This is a genomic window from Paracraurococcus lichenis (assembly GCF_030657435.1).
Lineage (GTDB): Bacteria > Pseudomonadota > Alphaproteobacteria > Acetobacterales > Acetobacteraceae > Paracraurococcus > Paracraurococcus lichenis.
In genome coordinates, this window is record NZ_JAUTWS010000066.1 from 1 (window position 1) to 26,436 (window position 26,436).

Consider the following 26,436-nt stretch of genomic DNA (forward strand, 5'->3'; position numbering starts at 1 on the left):
GCAATGATGGCCGTCGGCGGGCTCCTTGCGTGGCTGGTATATCGACACCTTGGGCTGAAGATCGTGTCGCAAACTTGGTTCAACCTGGATGCAATCTGGGCGGCCAGCCTCGTCTTGGTGGGAACGCTGTCGCTCGTGATCAACACAGCAAAGTCGTGACCCAGGGCGGTAAAGCCGCTTCGTGAGAAGGGGCTATCCATATCCTATGTCGATATGGATACCGGCAATTTCTATGCAGCCTTCAATATAGGAGATAACAACCGGGCAAGCGAAGGGAAAGGAGGAGTATCATGCCGACATCTCATCCAGTTCAGCTGATAGGACCTGGATGAAGGCGTGAGCGAGCTGTGGCACGCCACCCGTCTCGGGCGTCATCAAGGTCACCGGCAACATGATGGACGGGTCGAAAGCCCTCCATCCGAGCCCAAGCCCCGGCAGGCCGATATGCCGGATGAATCCATCGACAACTGCCACGCCGGCCCCAGCGCGAACATGGCTCAGCGCGGACATGCTCATTGTGATGTGCAGCGTCACCTCCCGGGCCAGCCCGACTGCAGCGAAGGCCTGATCGAGCACTTGGCCGAAATAGGTGTCCGAGCCATAGGACACTAGCGGATAGGGCAGGACATCGGCAGGCTGCACGCGGCGCTTCCGCAACAGCGGATGCCCCTCCGGCGCAACCAAGATCATGCGCGGGCCAGGCAGCGTGCGAACGGCCAAACCCGGGATCGGCGCCGGCGACAGGCAAAGACCAAGGTCGGCCTGACCCGATAACACCGCCTGGGCCGTTTCCCGCGCCGGCAGCATGTCGGAAGCAAGTCGCACCATTGGGTGGCGGCGGTGAAAGCGCGCGACCGCTTTCGGCATCAGCGTGATTGACAGGGATGACGACGCCGCGACCCGCACCAGCCCTGCACCGCCACTTCGGACCTCGCCGGTCAAACGAGCAAAGGCCGCGATCTCGCTCACGATGCGCTCCGCATCAGGCAGCAGGCGCTGTGCTTCCGGCGTCGGCAGCAATCGGCCTTTCACCGTCTGGAACAGGCGAAGCCCTGCTTGCCGCTCGGCCAGCCTAAGGGCCTTGCTTACCGCGGGTTGGGAGATGCCGAGGAAAGCTGCGGCGCCGGTTACGCTGCGGGTCCGCATCACGGCGTGGAAGATCTCGATTTGGCGCGCATTCATGACCGGAGCATCATAACTGCCGGTTATGGAGTTTGCACGGGTTTGATGTGGATCGCTGGCGCGGCTTGCCGCAACTATCTCGTGCCGCGGCGCCCTGCCTGCGGCCAGCAACGGGATGGATCGGCATGAGCTTTCGCGTTGGCGTCGATATCGGCGGCACCTTCATCGATTTCTGCCTCTGGGACGAGGCGGCCGCGGAGCTGCACAGCCTCAAGGTGCTGACCACGCCGGCGACGCCGGGCGCCGAGCTGCTGCGCGGCCTCGAGCTGCTGGAGGAGCGGCATGGCGTGCGGCCGGAGGCGATCACCAGCTTCGTCCATGGCACCACCGTCGGCATCAACACCGTGATCCAGCGCAAGGGCGCGCGGCTGGCGATGCTGACCACCGCCGGCTTCGAGGATGTGGTGGAGCTGGCGCGGCTGCGGATGCCAGAGGCCTATAGCCTGTTCTCCCGCCGCGGCGCGCCGCTGGTCTCGCGCGACTGCGTCTTCGGCGTCGGTGGCCGGGTGCTGGCCGATGGCTCCGTGGAGGCGCCGCTCGATGCCGAGGGCGTGCGCCGGGCCGCCCGCGCCGCGCAAGCGAGGGGCGTGGACGGCATCGTCATCGCCCTGCTCAACGCCTACCGCAACCCGGAGCAGGAGGAGGCGGCGGCCGCGCTGGTGGCGGAGGCGGCACCGGGGCTCTTCGTCTTCCGCTCCACCGAGGTCTGGCCGGTGATCCGCGAATACGAGCGCACCACCACCGCGCTCATCAACGGCTACGTGCATCCCAAGGTCCGCGACTATCTCGACAACCTCATCGGCGGGCTGCGGGCGCGTGGCGTGCCGGCGGAGCCGCTGGTTACCAAGAGCAATGGCGGGGTGATGTCCGCCGCGCAGGGCCGGCGCGACTGCGTCAGCATGGTCCTCTCGGGCACCGCCTCCGGCGTCATCGGCGCCGCCTATCTCGCGCGGCAGGCGGGGCTGGACCGCGTCATCACCCTCGATATCGGCGGCACCAGCGCCGATGTGGCGCTGGTCATCGACGGCGAGCCGCAATTCGGCCTGGGCGAGAAGATCGGCGACCTGCCGCTCTACATCCCGAGCGTCTCCGTCACCTCCATCGGCGAGGGTGGCGGCTCCATCGCCTGGGTGGACGAGTTCGGCGTGCTGAAGGTGGGGCCGGAGAGCGCCGGTTCCGACCCCGGGCCGGCCTGCTACGGGCGCGGCGGCACGCGGCCGACCATCACCGACGCCTTCGCCGCCTGCGGCTTCCTCGGCCAGCACGAGCTGGCCTATGGCGCGCTGCGCCCCGATGCCGCGCTGGCCCGCGCCGCCATCGACACCGTGGCACGGCCGATGGGCCTCTCCACCGAGGCGGCGGCGGAGGCGATCATCCGCATTGCCGTCTCCAGCATGTATGTCGAGGTCAACAAGCTGGTCGCCCGCTCCGGCGTGGATCCGCGCGACTTCACCCTGCTGACGTTCGGCGGCGCCGGCCCGATGCTCGGCTGCTTCCTGGCGCGCGAACTGGAGATGCGCCGCGTCATGGTGCCGGCGCGGCCGGGCGTCGTCAGCGCGCTCGGCGGGCTGGTGGCCGATCTGCGCAACGACTTCATCCGCACGCTGTTCTGCACGCTCTCGGGCGCCGAGGCCGTGCGGCTGGCGGAGGCGGCGGCGGCGCTGGAGCGGCAGGGCCTCGCCTGGCTGCGCGAGGAGCAGCGCTTCGACGGGCCGGCGCGCGCAAGCTGGTTCGCCGATATGCGCTACCATGGCCAGTCCTTCGAGATTGAGGTGGCGCTGCCGGCCGACGCACTGCGCGACGGCGATGTCGGCGCCCTCGCCGAGGCCTTCCACCGCGCGCACGAGGCCCGCTACGACTTCTGCGACCGCCAGGCGCCGGTGCAGCTCGTCAACCTGCGCCTGGTGATGGCCGGCTCGCCGTCGCGCCCGGCCATGCAGCCCTTGCGGGCCGGCATCGGCGATGCGGTGGCGGAGCGCAATCTCCGCGTCTTCTTCGACGGCGGCTGGCACGAGGTGCCGCTCTACCGCCGCGCCGCGCTCGCCCCGGGCCAGCGCCTCGCCGGCCCTTGCGTCGTGGCGCAGGACGATACCACCAGCTGCATCCCGCCCGGCTTCCACGCGCATGTGGATGCGATGGGCAACCTCATCCTCGACCTGATGGCGGAGTGAACCCATGCCGATCGACAAGGTCACGCTGCAGATCCTGGCCAACCACTGCCGCGCCGCGGCCGAGAACATGGCCTACACGCTGTACCGCACGGCGCATTCGACCTTCGTGAAGGAGACGGAGGACTTCACCATCCAGGTCCTCGACGCCGCGGGCCGGACGGTCGGCGTGCCGATGGATCTCGGCGCCACCTGGTACCCCGGCCTCGACTACGGCAAGGCCATCGCCATGCTGGACGGCTACGAGCCCGGCGACATCGCCCTCACCAACGATCCCTATTCCGGCTATCTCGCCACCCATGTGCCGGACCTGCACATGTGGAAGCCGGTCTTCCATGAGGGGCGGCTGGTCTGCTTCGTCTCCGGCCATATCCACAACACGGATATGGGCGGCGCGGTGCCCGCCAGCCTGTCCCGCACGCTGACCGAGGTGCATCAGGAGGGCATCCGCTTCCGCCCGACCTTCCTTTACAAGCGCGGCGAGCTGAACCAGCAGCTGCTGGACGTGATGCTGCTGAACGTGCGCAAGCCGGAGCAGAATCTCGGCGACCTCAAGGCCTTCGTCGGCGCCCTCAACACCGGCGAGCGCAAGCTGCGCGAGATGATCGCGCGCTTCGGCGTCGAGACGCTGACCGAGGGCTTTGCCGGCCTGCTCGACTACGCCGAGCACCAGGCGCGGGAGATCCTGCGCTCCATCCCGGATGGCGAGTACCGCTTCTCCGACTTCGCCGACGAGGATGGGCCCGGGGGCCATCCCGTGCGCCTCGCCGTCACGCTGCGCGTCCGCGGCGGCGCGGCGGAGCTCGACTTCACCGGCAGCGACCCGCAGCTCGCCGCCTCGATGAACCTGCCGACCGGCGGCAATCCGCGGCATACGCTGCTGCTGGTCGGCATCTACTACGTGCTCTACTCGCTCAACCCGAACATCCTGCTGAATTACGGGCTGACGCGGCCCTTCACCTGCATCCTGCCCGAGGGCACGGTGGTGAACCCGCAATCGCCGGCCGCCGTCGGCATGCGGTCGCTGACCTGTGCCCGGCTGCGCAGCCTGATGTTCGGCGTCTTCGGCCTGGCGATGCCGGAGCGCATGCCGGCGGCGCCGGCGGGGTCCTCCTCCATCGTCAACGTCATGACGTATGACGACCGGCATGGCGAGGCGATGATCGCCGCCATCAATCCCGTGGTCGGCGGCGGCGGCGGCATGCCGCATGGCGATGGCACCGATGGCTCGGGCGCCGATGCCGGCTACCTGAAGAACACGCCTATCGAGATCACCGAGGCGGAGGTGCCGATCCGTTTCCGGCATTATGGCCTGGCCGGAGATTCCGGTGGCGCCGGGCGCTGGCGCGGCGGCCTTGCCACGCGGATGGATTTCGAGGCCCTCACCCCCGGCACCCGCGTCACCGCCCGCAACCGCGACCGCTGCCGGTTCCGTCCCTGGGGTATCCTCGGCGGCGGGCCGGGCGCGCCCTCGCGCATGACGGTCAATCCGGGCCGGCCGGGGGAGCGGGTGCTGAACAACATCGACACCTTCACCCTCGACCCCGGCGATGTCGTCTCGATCACCTCGCCCGGCGGCGGCGGCCGCGGCGACCCCTTCGCCCGCGAGCCGGAGCGCGTGCTGCGCGATGTCGTCTGCGGCTATGTCACCGCCGTGGCAGCGGCGGCCGAGTATGGCGTGGTGATCCGCGACGGTGCGGTGGATGCCGCGGCGACAGCGGCCCGACGTGCGGGGCCGCGCCGTGCGTCGGACAGGCATTTCCGCTTCGGGCCGGAGCGTGAGGCTTTCGAGCTCATATGGGACGGCGCGGCCTATGCGGCGATGACGGAGATCCTCGCCGCGCTGCCGATCCCTTGGCGCCATTTCGTCAAGCGCCGCCTGATGGAGCGCGTGACGGAAGGTGGCGGCGCCGCGGTGCAGGCCGCGTGGCAGGGCCTGCTCGACGAGTTGCCGCAGCTGCGGGCCTTGCGGCGACCACCGGCGCTGCTCGCCGCGGAATAGGCCACTCGGCCCAAGACAGTACGGGACAACCCGTCGGCACGGCTTCTCGACCCCATCGAAGGCGATGAAAGCATGCGAGACTTCCGACTGAATCTGGGCCGAGGCCTGTCGCGGCGTGGGCTGCTCGCCCTCTCCGCCGGCGGGCTGGCGGCACCCGCCCTGGCCCAGCCCGGCAGCGGCGCAGGCTGGCCGAGCCAGCCGCTGCGTATGGTCGTGCCCTATGGCGCGGGCGGCAGCACCGATCTCGTCATGCGGGTGATGGCGCCCCGCATGAGCGAATTCCTCGGCAAGCCGCTGATCGTCGACAACCGGGCCGGCGGCGGCAGCACGGTCGGCACGGAATTCGCCGCCAAGGCGACGGACGGGCACACCTTCGTCCACGCCACCCTCGCCTCCACCGGCATGGCGCCCGCACTGCACCGCAACCTGCCCTACGACCCGCTGCGCGACCTGGCGCCGATCGCGCCCAGCGTCTTCGTTCCGCTGACGCTTGCCGTCACCGCCAAGGGCTGGGACGTGCGCACGACCGAGGCGCTGGTCGCGGCCCTGCGCGCCAACCCTGGCCAGTATCAGTACGGGTCGAACGGCATCGGCTCGGCCGGGCATCTGGCCAGCGCCAATTTCGTTACGCGCATCGGTGCGCAGGTCGAGCACATCCCCTATCGCGCCGGGGCGCAGACGGTGAATGCGCTGGTGACGGGCGAGGTGCAGTTCATCCAGGACGTCTACGGGCTGCTGCTGCCGCATCACCAGGCCGGCACGGTGCGGTGCCTCTTCGTCACCGCGGAGGAGAGGTCGCCGCTTATGCCAGAGGTGCCCACCATGGCCGAGGCCGGCGTGCCGCGCTACAAGGCCTATTCCTGGTTCGGTTTCTTCGGTCCCGCCGCCACGCCGCGCCCGGTGGTCGATCGCATGGCCGCTGCGGTGGATTTCGCGCTTGCGGATGAGGCCGTTCGGCAGCGGCTGGACGAGATGGGCATGCCGCCGATGCGCGGCTGGACGCCCGGCCGCTTCGGCGCCTTCGTCGCCCGCGAGGTCGAGGAATGGGGGCCGCTGGTGCGGGCCTCGGGCGCCCAGGCGGATTAGGACAAGGGCGCCGACATGGTCGCTTCTGCGCCGGTCAGGGGCCACGGGCCGGAGAAGTTTAGCGGCCACCCCGTCATCCTGTGCTCCACAGGCCGGGGCTGGCGCGGCATGTTCGCCGAGTTGCGATCGCACGCGGCCGGCGAGATTCCCGCCTATGTCCCCTCCTTCACCGAGATCGCCGTGCAGGTCCGCGGTGCCTCCGTCGTCACCCGGAAGGCGAGCGATATGGTGCAACGGGTCACCGCGCTGCCGGGAACGGTCTGGCTCTGCCCGGCTGGGCTGCCGGAGGACTTCATCCGCATCGCGGCCGATATCGACGAGGTGCTGCACATGTATCTGCTGCCGAACCCCTTCCTGGCGCTCGCCAAGCATACCTCGCAGGATTTCACCGCCGAGGCGGTTCGCTACGAGTCCGGCTTCCGCGACCCGTTGATCGCGCAGATCGCGGAGGCCGTGCTGGCCGAGTTGCGGCACGAAACCTCCTGCGGCGACCTGTTGGTCGAGACTCTCGCGGACAGCCTCGCGGTGCGGCTGTTGAGCAGTTATTCGAGCCTGCGCGCCAACCCAGCGGGCGAAGCCCGCCGGGGCCGGGGGCTCGACGCCCGGCGCCTGCGCCATGTCATCGACTACATCGACGCGAACCTCAACGCCGATCTCACCGTGGAAGAGTTGGCCGCAGCCGCGATGCTGAGCCGCTTCCACTTCGCCCGCATGTTCAAGGCCACCACAGGCCAGTCACCCAGCCGCTATATTGGACAGCGGCGACTGGAATGGGCGAAGGCCGGCCTGGCGCAGGGGCGCTCGATCACCGAACTGGCCTACGAATGCCGCTTCTCCTCGGAGTCGAATTTCGTGCGCTCCTTCCGCCGCGTTATGGGTGTTACACCCGGCCATTACCGCAATTCCATCTAACCGCAACGAGAACAATAATTTATCGCGATGAGCACATCCGGCATAGAGAAGCGCACGACAGGCGCGTGCAGCTTGGCGCTCCACCTGTATTGTTCTGCATCAAAGCGCCGGAGGCGGCGGCTACGGCCATTTGAGCGAGAAGGGGACGAGGATTCTGCGCAGGCGCGGGCATGAAACAAGGGAAACAGATGAACAACAATCTGCAGGCTGCTGCGCCTGCAGTGTTGTTACCTTCGAGCGTGACCGCATCGCCAGTTGTCATTGATTCTACTGCAAGAAGACCTGCTGCGGCGAGACGGCGACATTCTTCACAGTGCCTGAGACAAAGTTCACATCGATGGGCGGTACTACATCGCCGCATTCAGTACGGCGTCCGACTGCAATATCTGCCCCGACTGCGACGCTCGGCGGTATTGCATTACCCTTACTACAATGAAGTATCTCGTTGTGCTCGGCTATCCATCTGCAGCGCTCGTGCTGCGCCCCTCTACACAGCCAGTGTAAAAGGAGCTTAGACATGGCCAAAAAATATACAGGTCAGTGCGCCTGCCGCGCCGTTCGATTCGAATTCGATACAGACCCGGACTTCATTGCTGTTTGTCATTGTCTCGACTGTAAACGGGCATCCGGTGGAGAGGCCGCTACTTGGTTCGGCGTTCCCGCCGAAGACTTTACAGTTCTGACCGGAGAACCCAAGCCCTACCACTATGTCGCGGACTCAGGCGGCAAGCTGGATCGGAACTTTTGCCCCAACTGTGGCTCACGTGTGTTCACAAGCAATCTGGACAACTTTCCAGGCCAAGTATTCGTTCAACTTGGCAGTCTTGACCACCCCGAAATGATTACTCCGAAGCTGGAGATGTTCGTAAAGCGACGCCTTCCCTGGGTGAAGCCGCTGGGCTTGCCCGAGTTCTCCGATATGCCTTACTAGTCGAGCCGACCCGCTTCGACCAAAGCCAAAACGGCTCTGGGCTGCACCGTTATTGCAATCGTCGACGGCGAAAGTTGGGTCACGACTTCGCACCATATTCCCAACTGTTTGACAGCCAGAGCAGGAGCAGCGCCATGACCCAGCATGTTCTGTTCATTGTCACCAATGCAGCTACCATCGGGCCACACAATCGTAAGACTGGATTCTTTTTTGCCGAGGTTGCCCACCCGTTCGAAGTGCTTGACGAAGCGGGAGTTGCCGTTGAATTCGCTTCCGTCGCTGGTGGGTGGACACCCTACGATGCTTATGACGAGAAGGATCAGGCTCAGAAGAAGTTTCTTGAAAGCAAGGCGTTCCGCCGATTAAATCGGAGTCGCAAGTTGTCCGAGATCGATGCTGCGGACTATGATGCGATTTTGGTTCCCGGTGGTCTCGGACCGATGGTTGATGTCGCGCGCAATGCAGATGTGCAGAACGCCGTCGTCCGTTCGTGGAACACCGGCAAGTTTGTGACCGCCGTTTGTCATGGTCCTTGCTCGCTTCTTGGGGTGGATCTCGGGGATGGAATTCCATTCGTGCGGGGCAAAAAACTCACCGCCTTCTCAAAAAAAGAAGAGTTTGATTATGCCCGCGACGATGTTCCTTACGAGTTGGAGGATGCGCTTCGGGCAGAGGGTGCAGACTATTCCTCGACGGAAAATTGGCAGCCAAAGGTGGTTGTCGACGGCCGCCTCATAACCGGCCAGAACCCGGCCTCTGCCGGCCCGATGGCAAAAGAACTGGTTGCAGCACTCAAAAGAATCGCTTGAAGCGGCCTTGGTTCTAAGCTCGACTTTGGCCAAGTTTTCGTAGCGGCAGCGGATGGATAGGCTGACGCGGCGGCGAGTTGGAACGCCCTCTGCTGAGGGCGACAGCCATGCTGCACCTGCCCAGCCGCTTCGCAGCCGTGATCCTGTGCTTCGCGCCACTTTTTCTGCAACGGACCTGGCGGCATGCCCAGGTTCTGCTGGTCGGGGCTATCCTGGCACCGGGCCGACGGACGGTGACCGGCATTCTCCGGATCACCGGGCGCAGCCAGGATCGGCGCTTCGTCAACTACCACCGTGTCTTAAGCCGGGCCGCCTGGAATGGCCGGGCAGCGGCACAGGTGCTGCTTGGCTTGTTGCTGGATGCCTTCGCGCCGTCCGGGCCGGTGCTGCTGGGGCTCGACGACACCATCGAGCGCCGGCGCGGCAAGCGCATCAGTGCGAAGGGTATCTACCGGGATCCGGTCCGCTCCAGCCACGGCCACTTCGTCAAGGCCACCGGCCTGCGCTGGCTCAGCCTCATGCTGCTGGTGCCGATCTCCTGGGCCGGCCGGGTCTGGGCGCTGCCGTTCCTGACCGCCCTCGCGCCCTCGGAGCGGTACTGCCGCGAGCGCGGGCTGCGCCACAAGAAGCTCACCGACTGGGGCCGGCAACTGGTGCTCCAGGCCACCTTGATGGTGTGGACGCCCCCCGACGGCATCGATGTGCCAAGGTGGAGGTGTTGAGCAACCACCAGGGGAGGCGTCCATGGGAGAGGCTAGCACGATCGGGCTCGACGTAGCGAAGAACGTGTTTCAAGCGCACGGTGCTGATGCGGCTGGGCATGTGGTGTTCCGCAAGCGCCTGGTACGGGCCAAGGTGCTCGAGTTCTTTGCGCGACAGGCGCCATGTGTCGTGGCGCTGGAGGCCTGTGGCGGCGCACACCACTGGGCGCGAGAGATCAGTAAGCTGGGCCACACGGTGCGGCTGATCCCGCCGGCTTACGTCAAGCCCTTCGTCAAGCGGCAGAAGAACGACGCGGCCGATGCCGAGGCGATCTGCGAAGCGGCGCAGCGGCCGGGCATGCGCTTCGTGCCGGTGAAGACCGAGACGCAGCAGGCGAACGCCCTGGTGTTCCGGACCCGCGACCTGCTGGTGCGGCAGCGGACGCAGTGCATCAACGCGCTGCGCGGGCACCTGACCGAATACGGCCATGTCGTGCCGAAGGGGACCGACCACGTTGACCGGCTGGTTGCTCTGGTCAAGGACGAGACATCGTCAGTGCCGAAGGCTGCACGAGGCATCCTGCAGGTGTTGATCGACAGCATCGAGGCGCTCGGGAAGCAGATCGACGACCTTGATGCCGAGATTGGCCGGCGCGCGAAGGACGACCCTGTCGCTCAGCGGCTCATGACGATCCCGGGTATCGGCCCGATTGCAGCGACCGCGATCATCGCCCTGGTGCCAGCACCGGAGGGCTTCCGGGCCGGGCGGGACTTCGCGGCCTGGCTTGGGCTGACCCCGCTGCAGAGATCAACCGGCGGCAAGCAAAAGCTCGGGGCCATCTCGAAGATGGGCGAGCGGACCATCCGCCGCCTGCTCATCCTGGGCGCCAGCGCAGTGGTGCGCTGGGCCGTTCACCGCGGGGCGGCGCCGGGCTCGTGGCTGGCCCAGATGCTCGCGCGCAAGCCGCGCATGCTGGTCACCACCGCGCTGGCCAACAAGACGGCCCGCATCGTCTGGGCCCTGCTGGTGAAGGGCGGAACGTACAAGGCTCCGGCCGTGGCGGCGTAGGCCCGCCGCGGCCACCGAGGCGTAGGGCGAGCGAACGGAGGACATGGCGCAACAGTCGGCGAGACGGGATCGGGACAACCAGTGTGCAACAACGTACCTCGAGTACGCCACTTTGATCTGGACCCGCTCCGCGAACTCCCATGCAGGCCGGCGGTCCATGGCCGCGATAGAGGCCGGACAGATGGCAGCATCCGACTACGCGTCACCGCACTCCCGCAGTTTTCCCTTGCCCAGAAGGGGGCGTCCACAGATGTTGCACGGATCCAAAAAAGAGACAGAGAAATAAGCCATTATAATCAGAGACTTGACGGCCTAAGCTGAGTGCGATTCACTCGCAATTGCAGAGAAATTCCCTGAAATGGCCGAATTTGACCAAAGGTTTCGGTTGCGAGCTTAGTACAAACTATTGAATATGAACAAAATTATCCATGCAACACGGTCGAACAGCGCCGTGAACCGCGGCAGCAGCGCCGCCAGCCGGTTCAGCGGCACCGCGCCCGCATGCACCTCCCAGATCAGCTCCGGTGGCGTGGCGGCTTCCCACCTGGCCAGCTCGGCCCAGTCCAGCCTGGCGAATGGTAGGCGGTTCTGGACCATCCGGTGTTTCTCCACCGCGCCGATGGCTGTCAGAAAGGCGTGACCCGAGGGCAGCTGCGTGTCGATGGTGACAGTGGTCTTGTCAAGCTCCTGCAGGAAAACCAGCAGAGGCCGCAGTAGCGCGCGCGCCACGCCGCGCCGCCGCCAAGCCGGCACCACACCACCCCAGACATAACAGAATGGCGCGTGGTCGGCGTAGTTGGGCGTACCCTGGCGGCGGAAAGCGATACCCAGCACGCCCACGGCTTCGTCGCCGGCCCAGGCAACGAAGCGGCGGGTCTCGAACAGAGGCCTCTCCCTGCGGGCGTCGTGCTCGAAGTCAGCGTTGGACGGCATCGGTTCGCCCGGTGCAGTGTCGGCGGCGAGCAGCGCGCGCATGCGGTGGAAGGCGGCCCACTCGGATGCGCTGACGACATGCGGGTCGAAGGGGTTGACGGTGAACAAGGTGGCCCTCGCCATGGGGGGCGGAGGTTAAGTGAACCGGGCGGCAGCGGTCAGCAGATTTCGACCGGCAGAGCGGTAGCCCGAGCCGCCTAGGTTACTCGAGAGTGGCCCCTGCCTGTCCAGCCGGCCCTGGAAGTCCGGAAGCCGCCGAGGGTGTGTGAAAACGCGGTCGGGGATGTTAGGCGCGCACGACCGCTTCTCGGCAGTGCCTGGACGGACAAGAACGCTGCGCAGTAGCGCCGGACGGCGCATCAGAATTGCTGGTTGCCGTTACGGCACGGCGTTTTCACACAGCCTGCGCCCGAAGCAGTCGCGCTTTGGGTGGCAGATCGGTGCCCACTGTGCTCTCGCAGAGAGCAGCCGCGCGAACCGGTGCCGTCCCGGCGAGATGCGGCTTGCCCGGGACGGGAGCTCCTGGGGGGCATACACCCGACATGACCTCGGGCGGTGGGCGGGGAACCTGGCATCAGCCGATGGGTTGACGTGCCCCGCTTCCCGGAGGACCCGCTTTGGACGCGGCCATCTTGGTCGGCTCACTCGCTGCCCTCGCTACGACCACGAGCTTCGTACCGCAGGCGTGGAAGGTCATTCGCACCCGCGACACGGCCGCCCTCTCGGCGGGCATGTACGCCCTCCGGACCCTCGCTATCCTGCTCTGGCTCATCTATGGGCTGCTACTCGGCCAGTGGCCGCTGATCGTCACGAATAGCATCGAGAGCATGCAAAGTCGTGGGGGCTGATCAGGCTGCCTTCGCCATGGCCTGCTGCTGACCTTCGGTGGAACGGAAGCCCGGGTAGCGCTGCCGAAAGGCAGCCTCGAGCGTGTCGTTCAGAACCGCCGTGCGGACGTCCAGGAAGGGCTGCACCGTCGTCCGGCTCCAGCGCATTTGCTGCGACTTGTTCATCCGCTTGGCCACGATCTCGTTCACTGCACTCTCCACGAACGCGGTCGAGATCGGCAGCCCACGCCGGCGCCGGGCGGCGTAGGGCACCAGTGCTCCCTCGTTGCGCTCGAGGTAGCCCAGCAGATCGGCGACGTGACGCTGGAGGCGGTCACTCTCTGCTGCCTCAAACACGTCCTCTCGCCTGGTCCAGCGGAGCAGGGCAGTGAGCTTGGCCCGGCATCCCGCCCAGCGCCCATGCCATAGGCGCCACTTCGCCCGCTCCAGGTCGCGCTCGGCACGGTTGGCGAGGGGTGCCTCAAGTCTGCGGCCCGCCCTGATTGCGTGCTCGAAGCGCACCGCGGCGTGCCACCAGTCCAGCACGGGCGTGGCGCCCGGCAGCACTTCGCGCTGCAGCCGCCACAGCCCGGCATCGCCGTCGCACAGCACGGTCGCGGGCATGGCCGCGGTGACGCCTGCCGCGGCAAGTGCCTGTCGCAGGGTCACAGCCGACCCCGCCTGGCCATCCCGGACCAAGGCAAAGCGGTGTTGCAGGCCGTCGGCATCGATCACCTTGCCTGCGACCACCTCGAAGTGACGCCCCTCCTCCGGATACCGGCCGCGCACGTAGCCGCCATCCAGCCCAACCACGACCGCGCCGCCCGGCCGCACTGCGGGCCGCGTCACGGCCGCAGCCGCAGCCATGGGTGGCTGCACTACCTCCTTGCCGACCCGATGTGTCCGGTTCCGCACCGTGCCGGCGTTCGCCGCCCCGCCGATCGGAAGCAGCTCGGACAGGAGTGCCGCGACCTTGCCGAACGGCGCCAGCGCCGCATACCGAGCGGTGACGCAGGCGAGTTCGGGCGCGACGGTACCTCCACCGAGCTCCAGGGCCGCGAAGCTTTTCGGCTCGCCCGGACCATGGCAGGGGCAGACCAGCAACCGCCGGACCTGGACCGGCACGATCTCGGCCTGCAGCGCCGCGGTGAGCCGCTTCGCCTCCTCCAGCCGGAGCCCGAGATCGGCCAAGCTGGCCGCCTCGTCACGCTCGATCCGGGCCACCTCGGTCTCGCTCACCACCCCGGGTTCCAGCTCCGCGACCAGCTTCACCCGCCACACCAGCTTCGGCACCGGCCCCGCTCCCTTCGCTCCCGCCGGTCGGGAGCTTACCGGAGCGGTGGCTTGGTGCCTTGCCGGCTCTGGGTTCGCGGGTTCTTCGGCGGCGCTCACCCACCGTGGCCACTTGGGCCGTCACGATCTCGGCCTGCAATGCCGCGGTGAGATGCTTCACCTCCTCAAGGCTGAGCCCGAGATCGGCCAGCCCGCCCACCTCGCTCCGCTCGATCCGGGCGAGTTCGGTCTCCGTCGTCCCTTCAGCCTCCTCGGCCACCAGCGTCAGCCGCCATACCCGCTTTGGCACCGGCGTCGCTCCTTCGCCCCCATACCCGAGGAGCTTACCAGATAGGCGGCCGCGCGGCCCTCCCCCCACAGCTTTGCATGCTCTCGAGCGGTACCGGCTTGCTGTCCGGGCAACCAACGACGCGATCTGGGATTGGGACCTGCGACTGAACCGCATCGAGTGGAACGAGGCTCTACATGAAACCTTCAGCCATCGGCCGCAGGACGACGTGACGTCCGGCGACTGGTGGCTCGACCACATCCACCCCGACGACCAGGAGCGTGTCAAACGCTCTATCCACGCGGTGATCGAGGGGACTGGCAGCCGCTGGTCCGACGAGTATCGGTTCCTCCGGGCGGACGGCAGCTACGCCGATGTGCTGGACCGCGGCTACATGGTGCGGGGCCCTGGTGGCGAGCCGCTCCGCATGATTGGCGCCATGCTCGACGTGACCGAGCGCAGGCGGACTGAGATGGAGCTGCGGCGACTGAACGAGCACCTCGAGGTGGAGGTGTCGCGCCGAGCGGAGCAGCTACGCCGCCAGGAGGATGCCCTGCGCCAGAGCCAGAAGCTCGAGGCCATGGGCCAACTCACCGGCGGGGTGGCGCACGACTTCAACAACCTGCTCACCGTCATCCGCTCCTCGGCCGGGCTGCTGCGGCGCCCTGATCTACCGGAAGACCGGCGTCGCCGCTATGTGGAGGCGATCGCTGAGACCGCTGACCGGGCGGCCAAGCTGACCTCGCAGCTTCTGGCCTTCGCACGGCGCCAGCCGCTGCGGCCCGAGGTCTTCGCGGTCGGCGAGCGGGTCCAGGCCGTCATTGGCCTGATCCGCCCGCTGGTGGGCGCACGCATCCAGATCGAGACCGCCATCGACTGTGTGGACTACGCGGTGGAGGCGGACCCGAACCAGTTCGAGACAGCCCTGGTGAACCTGGCAGTCAACGCGCGCGATGCCATGGACGGCGAGGGGCGCCTTTGCCTCAACGTCCGGCAGGCCTCGGCAGTGCCGCCGACCCGCAGCCACGCGGGTGCGCGGGGATCCTTTGTGGCAGTCTCAGTGTCAGACACCGGCACCGGCATCGCCCCGGAGGTGCTGGCGAAGATCTTCGATCCCTTCTTCACCACCAAGGAAGTGGGCAAGGGCACCGGGCTCGGCTTGTCGCAGGCCTACGGCTTCGCCAAGCAGTCCGGCGGCGAGCTCCACGTCGAGAGCGAGGTCGGTCGAGGCACCGCCTTCACACTCTACCTGCCCCGGGCAGAGGCAGCCCTCATGACGCCACCCCTTGACCAACCTGCCGAAGGGGAAACGCCGGACGCGGGCCGGAGGAGGGTTCTGCTGGTGGAGGACAACGTCCAGGTCGGCGACTTCGCCAAGCAGATGCTGGAGGATCTCGGCTACGAAGCCACCTGGGCGTCGGAGGCAGGGTCAGCGCTCCAGCTCCTGGAGGAGGACGCGCGCCGCTTCGACGTCGTCTTCTCGGACGTTGTCATGCCGGGCATGAGCGGGCTCGAACTCGGCCAGGAGGTCCGCCGCCGATGGCCGGGGTTGCGCTTCGTCCTAACGTCCGGCTACAGCCACGTGCTCGCCAACAGCGGAACTCAAGGCTTCGAGCTCCTGCACAAGCCCTACTCGGTCGAAGGCCTTTCGCGCGTACTGCGCGGAAGTCACTGACGTGGAGTGGCTGGCGCCGCATCACGCGGAAGGCACACCAACACAGCACCATCGTCGGTCGTTACGATTTTACGCAGTATAGGCGCTTCCTGCCTAGGTAAGAAGAACCTATAACGCACCCACTGCTTCGGGGGTGTTATGGTCGGCGGGGGAGATCTGGTTCCGAGGCTGGAGGCGCTGTTCGGCGGCGTCTGGCAGGCCGCGTTGGACCATGCCGGTGTGCTGTCGCGGCGCCGGGCGCGCGACATCGGGGCTGGGGAAGGCCCGAGCGGTGCCTTGCGGGCGCTAATCGAGATGCTCGAGACCGTGCCCGTCGCGGCTTGGCCCGAGCGTTGGTGGGGCTTGGGCAAGGCGTCCGGGACGTGCCCGACCCTGAAGTTGTTCCCCGAGCACCTCGCTGGCGGCCGCATCAGGCCGGAGTATGCCGTGCTCGTTTGGGATATGCGGCCCCAGCCTGCGGGCGAGCTCGGTTGCACCAATGTTGCCGTCGGCTATCTGCCGCGGGGCTGTCTCACGGGACTGCCGCGCGACGACATGGCGAGGACGCGCTGGCGGCTCTGGTACAGCCAGTGGGACGAGTGCCACGGCGCCCCGGCACCAGGATGGATGAAGAGCGAGGACGAGACCCCCGAAGGCTCGATTGCCGGGTGGATAGCGCGGCGCGCGCTCGGCGGAGGCGAACTCGATCGGGTGCTGGACATGATGTCCGCGCGGGTCGTCGGCTTTTCGAGGGAGCGGACCCTGCAATTGGCAGCATCGCGGACGGAGCAGGGCCTGGGAGTAACCGCATGAGTGCGTCCGGCGAGGTGCCGAACGAGTCCGAACTCGGGCTGCTACGGCGGCGCAAGGCCGAACTTGAGATCGAGGTGCGACGGCTTGAGGAACTGCTCAGGAGGGCAGGGAACGCTGCCGACCGCATGTCGGAGGACGCGGTCCGCCAGGATGTGGAACTCGCGGGCGCCCGCGTCGAGATGCGGCGCGTGCAGGACGCGGCAGCCGACGCCGCAGTCCTGCACGAGCAGGCGCGCTCGGAGGCGGAGGCTGAGCTCGCCTCGGCCGCGTCGCTAAATGACGCGCTGACCCAGGCCAACACCGACCTGCGGCTGAGCCGAGCCGCATTCCGCGAGAGTTCGGAGCTCCATCGCCTCATCCTGGAGAGCGCGACCGACTACGCCATCTTCACAACGGACCTCACGGGACGGGTCACTTCCTGGAACGAGGGCGCCCACCGCATCCTGGGGTGGAAGGAGACAGAGATCCTGGGCATGCCAGGCACCCTCATCTTCACGCCCGAGGACCGTGCCGCAGGTGCCCAGGACGCCGAGATGGACACGGCGCTTGAGCAGGGCCGGGCGGCGGACGAGCGCTGGCACGTCCGCAAGGATGGCTCCCGCTTCTGGGCAAGCGGCATGATGATGCCGCTCGTCGACGGCGAGGTCCGGGGCTTCCTCAAGATCCTGCGTGACCGCACAGAGCAACGCCGCGCCGAGGCCGAGACACGAGCCGCCGAGGCGCGCGCGAATGACATTCTGGAGGCCATGGGTGAGGCCTTCCTTGCCTTGGACAATGACTTCCGGGTTGTCCGGGTCAACGGCAAGGCGGCTGAGCTCGACGGCCGTCCTCGCGACGAGATCCTCGGCCGCAACCACTGGGACCTTTGGCCCGCCACGGTCGGGACACCGGTCGACGCGGCATACCGGCGCTGCTTAACTGAGCGCGTGCCGGTCGCGCTTGAGCATCATTACGTCTCGGACCGGCACCGCCTCTGGCTCGAGATACGGGCCTACCCCACGGCCGACGGCATCGCGGTTTTCTACCGCGACATCAGCGGCAGAAAGCACGACGAGCATGTGCTCCGCACCCGTGCTCGTCGCCTCGAGATCGTATCGGAAACCGCGGCCAAGCTCCTCGACGCAAGGGAACCCGAAGAGGTTCTCGGACCGCTCTTCCAATCCCTGGCCAAGGATCTCGGCATCGACGTCTCCCTCAGCTTCGTCTTGGACGAAGGGGGCGATGGCCTGAGTCTCGCGTCTTCCTCGGGTGTCGGAAAAGAGGCCCGGGCTTGGATCGCAAGGCTTCCGGTGGACAGCAGTTGCGTGTGCAGCCACGTCGCCCTGACGCGCGAACCGATGCACGCCACGGACATCATGTCGTCCAATGACCAGCGCCTCGACCTCATGCGTAGGCTTGGGATGCGGGCCTACGTCTCCTTCCCGCTGATCGCGGGCGGGCGGTTGCTGGGGACGCTGTCCTTTGGCACCCGACAGCGGGATCGTTTCTCCGAGGCCGACCTCGCTTTCCTTGGCACGCTGGCGCAGCAGGTCGCTGCGGTTCGGGAGCGCCTGCGCGCCGATGCCGAAATACGCCAGCAGAAGGACCTGCTCGCGACCATTACGGACCACGCCGCCGAGGCGCTCTTCCTCATGAACCGCGAGGGCCGGATCACCTTCGCCAACCCGGCCGCCGAGCAAATGTTCGGTTGGGAGCGCGGTGAACTGCTGGACTGTGTCCTGCACGACCTCCTGCACCATCATCACTTTGATGGCCGTCCTTTCGACGCGACCGAGTGCCCACTCGTAGGCGCGCTCACGTCCGGCGAGGTGCTGCGGGGCTACGAGGACGTCTTCTTCTGCAAGAATGGTGACACGGTCGACGTGGCCTGCTCGAACGCTCCGATCAAAGTTGGCGGCGAGGTCACTGGCGCCGTTCTGGTGGTTCACGACATTACCGAGCGCAAGCGGGCGCAGCGGGCACTGGCCGTGAGCGAGGCGCGCCTGCGCGAGAGCGAGGCGCGGTTCCGGCAACTCGCTGATTTCTCGCCCGCGATTGTCTGGTTCGGCCATCCGGACGGGACGCTGAGCTACTTGAACCAGGCCTGGTACGAGTACACCGGCCAAGCACCCGGCGAAGGTCTGGCGCTCGGCTGGGCAGAGGTGGTCCATCCCGAGGATGCCGATCGCCTCGATACAGCCTGGCTGGAGGCACGCGAGCACGGACTGGTCTACGATTTAGAGGCCCGCTTGCGTCGCCGTGACGGGGACTACCGATGGTTCCGGATTCAGGCCGTGCCACTGCGCAACGATGCAGGCGCGGTCACTGGCTGGCTTGGCAACGATGTCGACATCCACGACCGGAAGGCGGCCGAGGAGGCTCTGCTCGACCTAAACGAAGAGCTGGAGTCCCGCGTCGCTGAGCGCACAGCCGACCGCGATCGCATGTGGCGACTCTCGACTGACGTCATGCTCGTCGCCCGCTTCGACGCGACCATCACTGCCGTGAACCCGGCTTGGGGGATGCTCCTCGGTTGGGAGGAGGCCGACCTACTCGGACACCACTTCACGGACCTCGTCCACCCGGAGGATCGTGAGGCCACCCTGGCCGAGGTCGGCCGTCTCGTGCGGGGACAGCGCGTCCTTCACTTCGAGAACCGTTACCGGCACCGCGACGGCAGTTACCATTGGCTCTCTTGGACTGCGGTTCCCGACGAGGACCACATCCATGCAGTGGGGCGGGACATAACGGCCGAGAAGGCCGCCGCAGAGGAGCTCGCGCGCGCCCAGGAGCAGCTTCGGCAGGCTCAGAAGATGGAGGCGGTCGGTCAACTCACCGGCGGCCTGGCGCACGACTTCAACAACTTGCTAACTGGCATCATCGGTAGCTTGGCGATGCTGCGCAGGCGTGTTGCTCAGGGCCGCACGGGCGATCTGGACCGCTACCTCGATGCGGCGCAGTCCTCGGCAAGCCGAGCGGCCGCGCTCACACACCGCCTGCTGGCCTTCTCGCGGCGGCAGACACTCGACCCCAAGCCGACCGATGTTGCGAGGCTTGTCGTCTCCATGGAGGACCTGATTCGACGGACGGTCGGCCCAGCCATTGAGGTCCGAACAGCTATGTCGCCGGACGTGTGGACGACGCTTTGCGACCCGAACCAACTCGAGAGCGCGCTGCTCAACTTGGCCATCAACGCCCGGGACGCCATGCCGGACGGCGGCCACCTGACAATCAAGGCGGTGAACGAGTCACTGCGCGATGGCTCGGCCGCGCGCCTCCACGGCCTTGAGCCCGGCGAATATGTCATGGTCTCGGTCACCGACACTGGATCAGGCATGTCGCCCGATGTGCTCGAGCGAGTCTTCGAACCCTTCTTCACGACCAAGCCGCTGGGTCAGGGCACCGGGCTCGGGCTGTCCATGGTCTATGGCTTCGCACAGCAGTCGAACGGGCAGGTCCGTATCGACAGCGAGGTTGGCTGCGGCACGGCGGTGCATATCTACCTACCCCGCCACATCGGGGCAGCGGCGGTGGAGGGCGGCGCCGTTGGGCAGGCGACATCCATCGAGGCCGGGGTTGGTGAGACGGTGTTGGTGGTGGACGACGAGCCGGTCATCCGCATGCTGGTGATCGAGGTGCTCCGGGAACTCGGCTATCGCGCCGTCCAGGCCGCCGATGGGCCGGAAGCCCTGCGCGCGCTCGAGGTGGAGCGGCGGATCGACCTGCTGGTGACGGATGTGGGCTTGCCGAACGGTATGAACGGTCGGCAACTCGCAGAGGTGGCACGGCAGCGGCGGCCTGGCCTCAAGGTTCTTTTCATCACCGGCTATGCGGAGGCGGCGGTCATCGGCAGCGATACGCTCGGGCCCGGCATGCAGGTCGTGGTCAAGCCTTTCACCCTGGAAGCGCTTGCTACCAGGATCCGAGCCATGATCAGCGAGGATGTGGCGTGAGGGACGGAAATACCCTGCCGCCCGCAGCGCGCCAAGTATCGGCGGCCTCTGCGAACCCCGACGGCAATACCGCTTCCGTGCCGGGCCGCAACGGGCGGATGGTCCGCCTGCGCACCTACCTGGTCGTTCTCGTGATCCTGATTCTAGCCCCGGCGTTGCTGCTGGGGGCGGCGACGATCTGGCAGCTTGGCGTCGCCTACCGTCGGTCTGAAGAAGCCGGTCTGGCCAGCACGGCGCAAGCCTTGGCGACAGCGCTCGACCGCGAGGTCGAGATCGCGTCTGCTGCGCTCTCAACCCTGGCCGCCTCACCGTCCCTGGCAAGTGGAGACCTTGCTGGCTTCTACCCCCAGGCTGCTGCGGTCGGCCGCGCCTTTGGCGGCTGGGTCGGCCTGCTTGAATCCGACTCCCGGCAGGTATTCAACACACTTCGCCCTCTCGGCGCAGAGCTCCCACGTGCACAGGATCAAGGCTTCATCGGGCGAGCCCTTGAAGCCGGACAGCCCGTCGTGAGCGACCTCATCACGAGCGTCAATACCGGCCAGCCGGTCATCTCCGTTGTGTACCCTCTGCCACATGCCACGGACGGAGCGTCAACGGGAGGCAAGCGAGCCCTCGCTCTCGCCTTCAATCCAGACCGCCTATCCACGCTGCTGGCACGCCAACGCTTCGACCACGAGGGTGGCTTCGCGCTGCTGACTGACGGCGGCAGCCGCGTCCTGGCACGCTCGGCAGAGCAGGCGAGGTTCCTCAGTCGGGCGGCGCCTTTGTGGTACGTGGAGGCGACCAGCAACCGCGACCGCGGCATCGTGCGCGGCGTCACGGCGCTGGCCGGACACGAAGCGGTCTTCGCCTTCGAACGGCTTGAGCGCGCGCCTTCCTGGGTGGTCGCGGTCACGATGCCCTATGCGCCCTATGAGGGCCAGTGGCGGGGACCGGCGGCGCGCTTCGCCGTTGGGGCGATCGTGCTCCTGGGGTTGGCGGCCATCCTCGCTGGGCTCCTGGCCAGGCGCCTGCTCCGACCGTTGCAGGCCCTCGCCCGCGACGCAAACAGACTTCTGTATGGCGGCGTCCCGACCTCATCCGAGCCGGAGCGCATTGTCGAGTTCGAGGCAATGCGGCAGGCTCTTTGGCGGTCGGTATCGGCGCTCCGCGCTCGGGGCGAGGCGGAAGGACGCGCGAGGGCAGCCGAGGAGACCGCGGCAGAGCTCCGCCAGGCAGGGAGGCGGCGAGATCTGCTCGTTCGGGAACTCAATCACCGGGTCAAGAACATGCTCGCCACCGTGCAGTCCCTCGCCTCGCAGACGCTGCGGGGGACGCGCAACGATCCCGACCGCTTCGTACACGACTTTTCGGGACGCCTGCGGACCCTCGCGCAGGCTCATGATCTCCTGACCGCGTCGGACTGGGAGGGCGCGGATGTCGGTGCAGTCGCGGCTGCGGCACTCTCGCCGTGGCGGGCGGAGGGGCGCGTTGCCATGGCGGGTCCGGAGCACGTCACATTGAATCCTTACCAGGCGCAGGCCTTGGTCTTGGCCCTGCACGAACTCGCCACCAATGCCGCCAAGTACGGGGCACTCTCGGCGCCAAGCGGGTGTGTCGAGGTTTCGTGGTCCGTATCGCAGGCCAACGAGCGCGGGCAGGCGCCCATGCTGGAAGTGCTTTGGCGGGAGCGAGGTGGCCCTCTGGTACAGCCGCCTGCGCAAAGCGGATTCGGCTCGCGGCTGCTGGAGCGAGGTCTACCCCACCAATTTAAGGGAGAGGCAACGTTGTCCTTCGCGCCGGACGGTGTTGAGTACCGGCTCAAGGTCCCCCGAGAAGCGGGCGATCTGTGACCTGGATCAGCGCGACGCCACAGCAACGGAGGCTCGGCCAGGATCGCATCAGGTCGGCCGCGTGTCCGCGCCCGCTGAAAGAGGCCGCAGGCGCAGGATGCAGTGAATGCCTTCCGGCTCGAACCTGATCTCCGCCGCCATGCCCGCGGCTCCCATAATGCCCTTTCCCAGGAGCCGCAGTCCGAAGCCCCGCCGCGCGGGCGATCCCGGTACGACAGGGCCACCGCGCTCCAGCCATTCCACGACAGCCCCTCCTCCATCGTCGGCAGAGTCGTGGCACTCCACGCGCACCGTCCCGCGGGCGTCGGACAGCGCCCCGTGCGCCAATGCATTGGCGGCGAGCTCATGCAGCACCAGGACCAGCGTGAGGACGGCCCCGGGCGCCAGCATCATGGCGGAGGTGCAGCGGGACAGGCTGACCCTGCCTCCACCCGAGAGGAGGCCCACGGTGGCCCGGACGACCTCATGCAAGGCGACGCCTTCCCAGTGCTCCCGCGTGAGCAGGTCGTGAGCATGCGCCAGGGCGATGATTCGCTTCTGAAATGCCGCGGAGAAGGAAAGCGGATCAGGCGAGCCGCGCACCGTCTGGAAGGCAAGCGACTGCACCATGGCCAGCGTATTCTTGACGCGGTGGTTCAGTTCGTTGACCAGCAGCCTCCGGCGCTCCTCGGCCCGCCTGCGCTCCGTGGTGTCCCGCAGGATCTTTAGCAGCCCGAGGGGCGGTGAGCCGGGGCCTGCCTCGGGGTCACGGAGCGGCATCAGCAGGCCGCTGGCCCAGAACCGCGAGCCGTTCTTGCGCTGGTGCCAGCGCTCGTTGATGGCGCGCCCGTTCTCCAGGGCTTTCGCAGCCTCCCGCGCGGGCGCCCCATCCTCCTGGTCCTGCGGGAGATAGATCTCGTCGGCGGATTTCCCGGCAATCTCGTCCGCCGTCCAGCCAAGCAAGCGGCGTGCGCCCTCGTTCCAGGAGGTGACGCGCCTGTCCAGGTCGATGGCGAAGATCGCGTAGTCGGTCGCGCTCTCGAAGATCAGACGCAGGCGCTCTCGCTCGGAGCGCAGCGCGATCTCAGCCGCCTTGCGGTCATGGATGTCCTCGATCACGCCGTGCCAGCGCAGGATACGCCCGTCCGCACCACGGCGGGGGGCGGCGCGGGCGCGCCACCAGCGGTACGACCCGTCCACCATGCCCAGGCGCGCGTCGGCGTCGTAGGGTTCTCCGCCCGCCACCGCCCGCTGCCACGCGGCCGCCATCTGCGCCCGGTCATCCGGGTGAGGAATCCGCATCCAGCCGTCACCCAACGCGTCGGCGCGAGCGAGTCCGGTGACCGTCTCCCAACGAGGGTCGATCTCGACGACGCGGCCGTCCGGCCCGGCGGTCCAGAGGATGTGCGCGCTGAGTTCGATCGCGGCCCGAAGGCGGTCCTCGCGCTCTCGCAGCACCGTGGCGGTGTCGTCTTCTATGTGGTGAATGATGGCCTCGACCTCGCCCCGGCTGTTCAGGACTGGCGAACTGACCGGTGTCCAGTGGCGCTCCTCGAAGCTCCCGTCGGGCCGCCGCACGGCGCACCTCCTGGTCGGCATGCGATCCGGCGCCTGCGTCTCCACGACGCGCGTCAGTGATGCCCGGAGATCCTGGTCCTCGGCAACCGATCTGCTGTTGAGTAGGCCGGGGATAACCTCATGCGCTGCATGTCCGACGACCGCGGCGTGCTCCGTCATCGTAATCCGCAGGAAGACGCCATTGGCGGTCACCACGGTATATCGAGGAGCGTCGGGGAGTAGCACGAGGCAGGGGGTGGGTAGGACCTCCAATAGGCGCCAGCGGCTAGCCTCTTTTGCGTCGTCGGCCGACATCATTGGCGTGGCCAAAAAACTCCAAATCAGGAACCTACAACTCTGATCCGGCTCGCTGGTTGCGCCAAAAATGCGGGAAATGTCAGATTCCTGACATTCGCCACGGGCCAATGTCACTCTTCCCCGAAGTATGTGGGCAAGATCAGGGGTTCGTAGGCAGGCAAGAGGCGCCTCCAAGTTGCAGCGGCCTTGGGCAGGATGGGCACCGATTTCGCCTTATGCGAGAGCCATGCCGGTCGAAAGGGAATGCCCTCACCCAAAGGCCCGGCCATGCTGGCGCGGCCTGCGAGCCGCTGTCGGATGACGAGGTTTCCGGGCAGGTTTGAAGTCGTGCACTACGGCCAGGCCGAGCGCCGCATCAGGGCATTTCGCCAACTACGGCTGGCAACGGCATGTCAATGTCGCAGCGCAGGCCCTCGGGTTCAAACCGCAGGCGGGTCGTGGCTTGCAGTTCGCCGGTCAGGCCGCGCTCAAGCAGCCTGGTGCCGAACCCACGATGAGTAGGCGGCGCCTGCATTGATGGGCCATCCACTTCGGTCCACCGCACGTGCAGCCGTTCCTCACCGGTGACCGCGCCAACAGACCAGCAGAGCGAAACCTGGCCACTCGCCACTGACAGGGCACCATAGGCCGCGGCGTTCACCGCGAGTTCGTGCAGCGCAAGACCCAGCGTCACCGCAGCACCTGGGCGCAGCCACACCTCGGGACCTTCGACGTGGACCTGTGCCGCCTTACCCTTGAGGTAGGGGGCCAACTGTGCTTCGGCCAACTGGCGCAGCGATGCTCCAGCCCAGTGTTCCTGGACCAGGATCTGGTGTACCCGGGAAAGGGCAAGCAGGCGCGCCATGAACCCAGTGCGCACGGCGCTATCGCAGGATGCGTCCCGCAGGGTCTGGGCGGCCAGTGATTGAACCGCGGAGAGGGTGTTGTTGACCCGGTGGTTAACCTCGTGCAGCAGGCGGCGCAGGTGGTCCTCCGCCTCTTGCCGTTCGGTGATGTCACGCTGTACGGCTACCCAGTGCGAAACCTGCCCGGTCGCATTCCGCACCGGTGTGATGAGCCACTCGACGAGGTATTCGGTACCATCCTTGCGGTAGTTGACCGTCGCATCCTGGAAGGGCACGCCTGCCTTCAAGGCTGCCCGCAGACGGTCGAGGACGGCGCGGTCAGTCTTCGGGCCTTGTAGGAAACGGGGGCTGCGCCCCACGACCTCCTCCCGAGCATAGCCGGTCAGGCGAACAAAGCCTGCATTGACATATTCGATTCTGGGACTGGGTGGGTCGAGGTCTGGCCCCGTGATGACGATTGCCTCGCCAATGGCATCGTAGGCCACTTGCAGCAAGGCGGTGTCGGGGTAGACCGATGCTGCCTCTTCAGCGCAAGGCTGGCCGGGTCCGACTTCAACCCGCTCCCCTTCCACCTTCGGCTTAGTCATCGACCACCCGCAACGTTTCATTCTCCTGCGCACGGGCAGCCGCCCTCAACACGGCCCCCAACGCCGGAAACGCATTTGAAGGTTCCTTAATGTGGTCGGTCGTTGCGGAAATCGGGAGCGGAAGGTGTGTGCCATGTCAACCCAGCGGGCCGCTTGCCTGCTCGATGTACCTTGGCAGATGCCTACCGAGGCTCCGGTATCCTCCTAATCTTCTGTCAATCTCGTACCGATAGGTGCAGCGAAGCGGAACTCGACGCCTTCGGGCGCGAAGGTCAGATTCATGCTGGCGCCGAACTGCTGGACCAAACGGTTCTGTCAGGGTTCGCGCCAAACGGCCTGTTTGGCCGGCCGGGGTAGGGCTGGTAGGCTCCCGCTCTGGCTCAACGGGGTCGGGGGAGGCGTGGTTCGAAACTGGGTCACACGCGGGGCTGGATTAGCGTTGCCGGCATAGGTGATGGCAATCTCGGGCTTTCATCCGTGAGGCGAGTATGAACCGAGGTGTGGGCGCAACGGCCAAGCTGCCCGAGAGCGGCCGCAAGGACCTCGCCATCCAGGCCCTGGCCGGTTGCGACACCGTCAGCAACCTGGCCGACCAGCATGGGGTGAGTCGCAAGTTCGTCTACCAGCAGACGCACAAGGCCAGCGCGGCGCTGGACGCGGCCTTCTCGCCCGCCGTGCGGGACGATGAGGTGCTGTTCGAGCTGGCGGTGACCAAGAACTGGCTGCGCCAGGTCATCG

19 protein-coding genes are annotated in these 26,436 nt (G+C 66.9%); 14 read left to right on the forward strand and 5 right to left on the reverse strand.

The features are described 5' to 3' along the window. Nucleotides 1-288: 288 nt before the first annotated feature. Nucleotides 289-1,182: a LysR family transcriptional regulator gene (locus tag Q7A36_RS32020; RefSeq protein WP_305107860.1), complete on the reverse strand. Its 894-nt coding sequence runs from the start codon at nucleotides 1,180-1,182 to the stop codon at nucleotides 289-291. A gap of 125 nt (nucleotides 1,183-1,307) precedes the next feature. Between Q7A36_RS32020 and Q7A36_RS32025 the strand changes: the two genes are divergently transcribed. The 8 genes from Q7A36_RS32025 to Q7A36_RS32060 all read left to right on the forward strand — a co-directional run bounded on the left by Q7A36_RS32025 (nucleotide 1,308) and on the right by Q7A36_RS32060 (nucleotide 10,860). Beyond that, nucleotides 1,308-3,353: a hydantoinase/oxoprolinase family protein gene (locus tag Q7A36_RS32025; protein WP_305107861.1), complete on the forward strand. Its 2,046-nt coding sequence runs from the start codon at nucleotides 1,308-1,310 to the stop codon at nucleotides 3,351-3,353. A gap of 4 nt (nucleotides 3,354-3,357) precedes the next feature. Beyond that, nucleotides 3,358-5,352 carry a hydantoinase B/oxoprolinase family protein gene (locus tag Q7A36_RS32030; protein WP_305107862.1) on the forward strand — a complete coding sequence of 665 codons (1,995 nt, stop codon included), beginning with the start codon at nucleotides 3,358-3,360 and terminating at the stop codon, nucleotides 5,350-5,352. A 72-nt stretch (nucleotides 5,353-5,424) separates the two neighbouring features. Beyond that, complete coding sequence (locus Q7A36_RS32035; RefSeq protein ID WP_305107863.1) at nucleotides 5,425-6,438, forward strand: Bug family tripartite tricarboxylate transporter substrate binding protein; 1,014 nt, start codon at nucleotides 5,425-5,427, stop codon at nucleotides 6,436-6,438. A gap of 108 nt (nucleotides 6,439-6,546) precedes the next feature. Beyond that, the gene (locus tag Q7A36_RS32040) at nucleotides 6,547-7,350 is read left to right on the forward strand and encodes a helix-turn-helix domain-containing protein (RefSeq protein WP_305107864.1); all 804 of its coding nucleotides are present in this window, start codon (nucleotides 6,547-6,549) and stop codon (nucleotides 7,348-7,350) included. Nucleotides 7,351-7,867: 517 nt separating this feature from the next. Beyond that, nucleotides 7,868-8,281: a GFA family protein gene (locus Q7A36_RS32045; protein WP_305107865.1), complete on the forward strand. Its 414-nt coding sequence runs from the start codon at nucleotides 7,868-7,870 to the stop codon at nucleotides 8,279-8,281. 134 nt (nucleotides 8,282-8,415) lie between these two features. Next, entirely contained in the window at nucleotides 8,416-9,090 is a 675-nt protein-coding gene (locus Q7A36_RS32050) for a type 1 glutamine amidotransferase domain-containing protein (protein WP_305107866.1), read from the forward strand. 107 nt (nucleotides 9,091-9,197) lie between these two features. Continuing rightward, nucleotides 9,198-9,812, forward strand: coding sequence for a transposase (locus tag Q7A36_RS32055; protein ID WP_305107867.1), 615 nt, complete (start codon nucleotides 9,198-9,200; stop codon nucleotides 9,810-9,812). 22 nt (nucleotides 9,813-9,834) lie between these two features. Beyond that, nucleotides 9,835-10,860 (forward strand): IS110 family RNA-guided transposase, encoded by a 1,026-nt coding sequence (locus Q7A36_RS32060; protein WP_305107868.1) that lies wholly within the window; start codon nucleotides 9,835-9,837, stop codon nucleotides 10,858-10,860. A gap of 393 nt (nucleotides 10,861-11,253) precedes the next feature. Here the strand turns inward: Q7A36_RS32060 and Q7A36_RS32065 are convergent, their stop codons facing one another. Further along, the gene (locus Q7A36_RS32065) at nucleotides 11,254-11,901 is read right to left on the reverse strand and encodes a GNAT family N-acetyltransferase (protein ID WP_305107869.1); all 648 of its coding nucleotides are present in this window, start codon (nucleotides 11,899-11,901) and stop codon (nucleotides 11,254-11,256) included. Between the two features lie 524 nt (nucleotides 11,902-12,425). Between Q7A36_RS32065 and Q7A36_RS41765 the strand changes: the two genes are divergently transcribed. Further along, complete coding sequence (locus Q7A36_RS41765; protein ID WP_370655738.1) at nucleotides 12,426-12,641, forward strand: SemiSWEET family sugar transporter; 216 nt, start codon at nucleotides 12,426-12,428, stop codon at nucleotides 12,639-12,641. On the opposite strand, the gene Q7A36_RS32070 is transcribed toward Q7A36_RS41765, so the two are convergent. Next, on the reverse strand, nucleotides 12,642-13,913 hold the full coding sequence (locus Q7A36_RS32070) for an ISKra4 family transposase (protein WP_305107870.1): 1,272 nt from the start codon (nucleotides 13,911-13,913) through the stop codon (nucleotides 12,642-12,644). A 362-nt stretch (nucleotides 13,914-14,275) separates the two neighbouring features. On the opposite strand from Q7A36_RS32070, the gene Q7A36_RS32075 reads away from it, so the two are divergent. The 4 genes from Q7A36_RS32075 (at nucleotide 14,276) to Q7A36_RS32090 (ending at nucleotide 22,412) form a co-directional block, all read left to right on the forward strand. Continuing rightward, complete coding sequence (locus tag Q7A36_RS32075) at nucleotides 14,276-15,856, forward strand: PAS domain-containing hybrid sensor histidine kinase/response regulator (RefSeq protein WP_305107871.1); 1,581 nt, start codon at nucleotides 14,276-14,278, stop codon at nucleotides 15,854-15,856. Nucleotides 15,857-16,150: 294 nt separating this feature from the next. Continuing rightward, complete coding sequence (locus Q7A36_RS32080) at nucleotides 16,151-16,648, forward strand: hypothetical protein (RefSeq protein WP_305107872.1); 498 nt, start codon at nucleotides 16,151-16,153, stop codon at nucleotides 16,646-16,648. After that, nucleotides 16,645-20,580 carry a PAS domain S-box protein gene (locus Q7A36_RS32085; RefSeq protein ID WP_305107873.1) on the forward strand — a complete coding sequence of 1,312 codons (3,936 nt, stop codon included), beginning with the start codon at nucleotides 16,645-16,647 and terminating at the stop codon, nucleotides 20,578-20,580. The genes Q7A36_RS32080 and Q7A36_RS32085 overlap by 4 nt, the downstream gene beginning before the upstream one ends. Further along, nucleotides 20,577-22,412 carry a sensor histidine kinase gene (locus tag Q7A36_RS32090; RefSeq protein WP_305107874.1) on the forward strand — a complete coding sequence of 612 codons (1,836 nt, stop codon included), beginning with the start codon at nucleotides 20,577-20,579 and terminating at the stop codon, nucleotides 22,410-22,412. The genes Q7A36_RS32085 and Q7A36_RS32090 overlap by 4 nt, the downstream gene beginning before the upstream one ends. A 48-nt stretch (nucleotides 22,413-22,460) precedes the next feature. Here Q7A36_RS32090 and Q7A36_RS32095 read toward each other — a convergent pair whose 3' ends face one another. Together Q7A36_RS32095 and Q7A36_RS32100 are read right to left on the reverse strand one after the other, a co-directional pair. Continuing rightward, entirely contained in the window at nucleotides 22,461-24,266 is a 1,806-nt protein-coding gene (locus tag Q7A36_RS32095) for a PAS domain S-box protein (RefSeq protein ID WP_370655739.1), read from the reverse strand. Nucleotides 24,267-24,621: 355 nt separating this feature from the next. Continuing rightward, nucleotides 24,622-25,698, reverse strand: a complete 1,077-nt coding sequence (locus tag Q7A36_RS32100) for an HWE histidine kinase domain-containing protein (RefSeq protein ID WP_305107875.1) — start codon at nucleotides 25,696-25,698, stop codon at nucleotides 24,622-24,624. A gap of 488 nt (nucleotides 25,699-26,186) precedes the next feature. Here Q7A36_RS32100 and Q7A36_RS32105 point away from each other — a divergent pair. Continuing rightward, nucleotides 26,187-26,436, forward strand: a 250-nt coding sequence (locus tag Q7A36_RS32105) for a hypothetical protein (protein WP_305107876.1), incomplete at its 3' end; no start/stop codon positions are given.

Excerpts from the sequence above, each read along its gene's own strand:
- Q7A36_RS32020 (WP_305107860.1), bottom strand. The coding sequence starts at position 1,182 with ATGAATGCGCGCCAAATCGAGATCTTCCACGCCGTGATGCGGACCCGC.
- Q7A36_RS32025 (WP_305107861.1), top strand. The coding sequence starts at position 1,308 with ATGAGCTTTCGCGTTGGCGTCGATATCGGCGGCACCTTCATCGATTTC.
- Q7A36_RS32030 (WP_305107862.1), top strand. The coding sequence starts at position 3,358 with ATGCCGATCGACAAGGTCACGCTGCAGATCCTGGCCAACCACTGCCGC.
- Q7A36_RS32035 (WP_305107863.1), top strand. The coding sequence starts at position 5,425 with ATGCGAGACTTCCGACTGAATCTGGGCCGAGGCCTGTCGCGGCGTGGG.
- Q7A36_RS32040 (WP_305107864.1), top strand. The coding sequence starts at position 6,547 with ATGTTCGCCGAGTTGCGATCGCACGCGGCCGGCGAGATTCCCGCCTAT.
- Q7A36_RS32045 (WP_305107865.1), top strand. The coding sequence starts at position 7,868 with ATGGCCAAAAAATATACAGGTCAGTGCGCCTGCCGCGCCGTTCGATTC.
- Q7A36_RS32050 (WP_305107866.1), top strand. The coding sequence starts at position 8,416 with ATGACCCAGCATGTTCTGTTCATTGTCACCAATGCAGCTACCATCGGG.
- Q7A36_RS32055 (WP_305107867.1), top strand. The coding sequence starts at position 9,198 with ATGCTGCACCTGCCCAGCCGCTTCGCAGCCGTGATCCTGTGCTTCGCG.
- Q7A36_RS32060 (WP_305107868.1), top strand. The coding sequence starts at position 9,835 with ATGGGAGAGGCTAGCACGATCGGGCTCGACGTAGCGAAGAACGTGTTT.
- Q7A36_RS32080 (WP_305107872.1), top strand. The coding sequence starts at position 16,151 with ATGCTCGAGACCGTGCCCGTCGCGGCTTGGCCCGAGCGTTGGTGGGGC.
- Q7A36_RS32085 (WP_305107873.1), top strand. The coding sequence starts at position 16,645 with ATGAGTGCGTCCGGCGAGGTGCCGAACGAGTCCGAACTCGGGCTGCTA.
- Q7A36_RS32095 (WP_370655739.1), bottom strand. The coding sequence starts at position 24,266 with ATGATGTCGGCCGACGACGCAAAAGAGGCTAGCCGCTGGCGCCTATTG.
- Q7A36_RS32100 (WP_305107875.1), bottom strand. The coding sequence starts at position 25,698 with ATGACTAAGCCGAAGGTGGAAGGGGAGCGGGTTGAAGTCGGACCCGGC.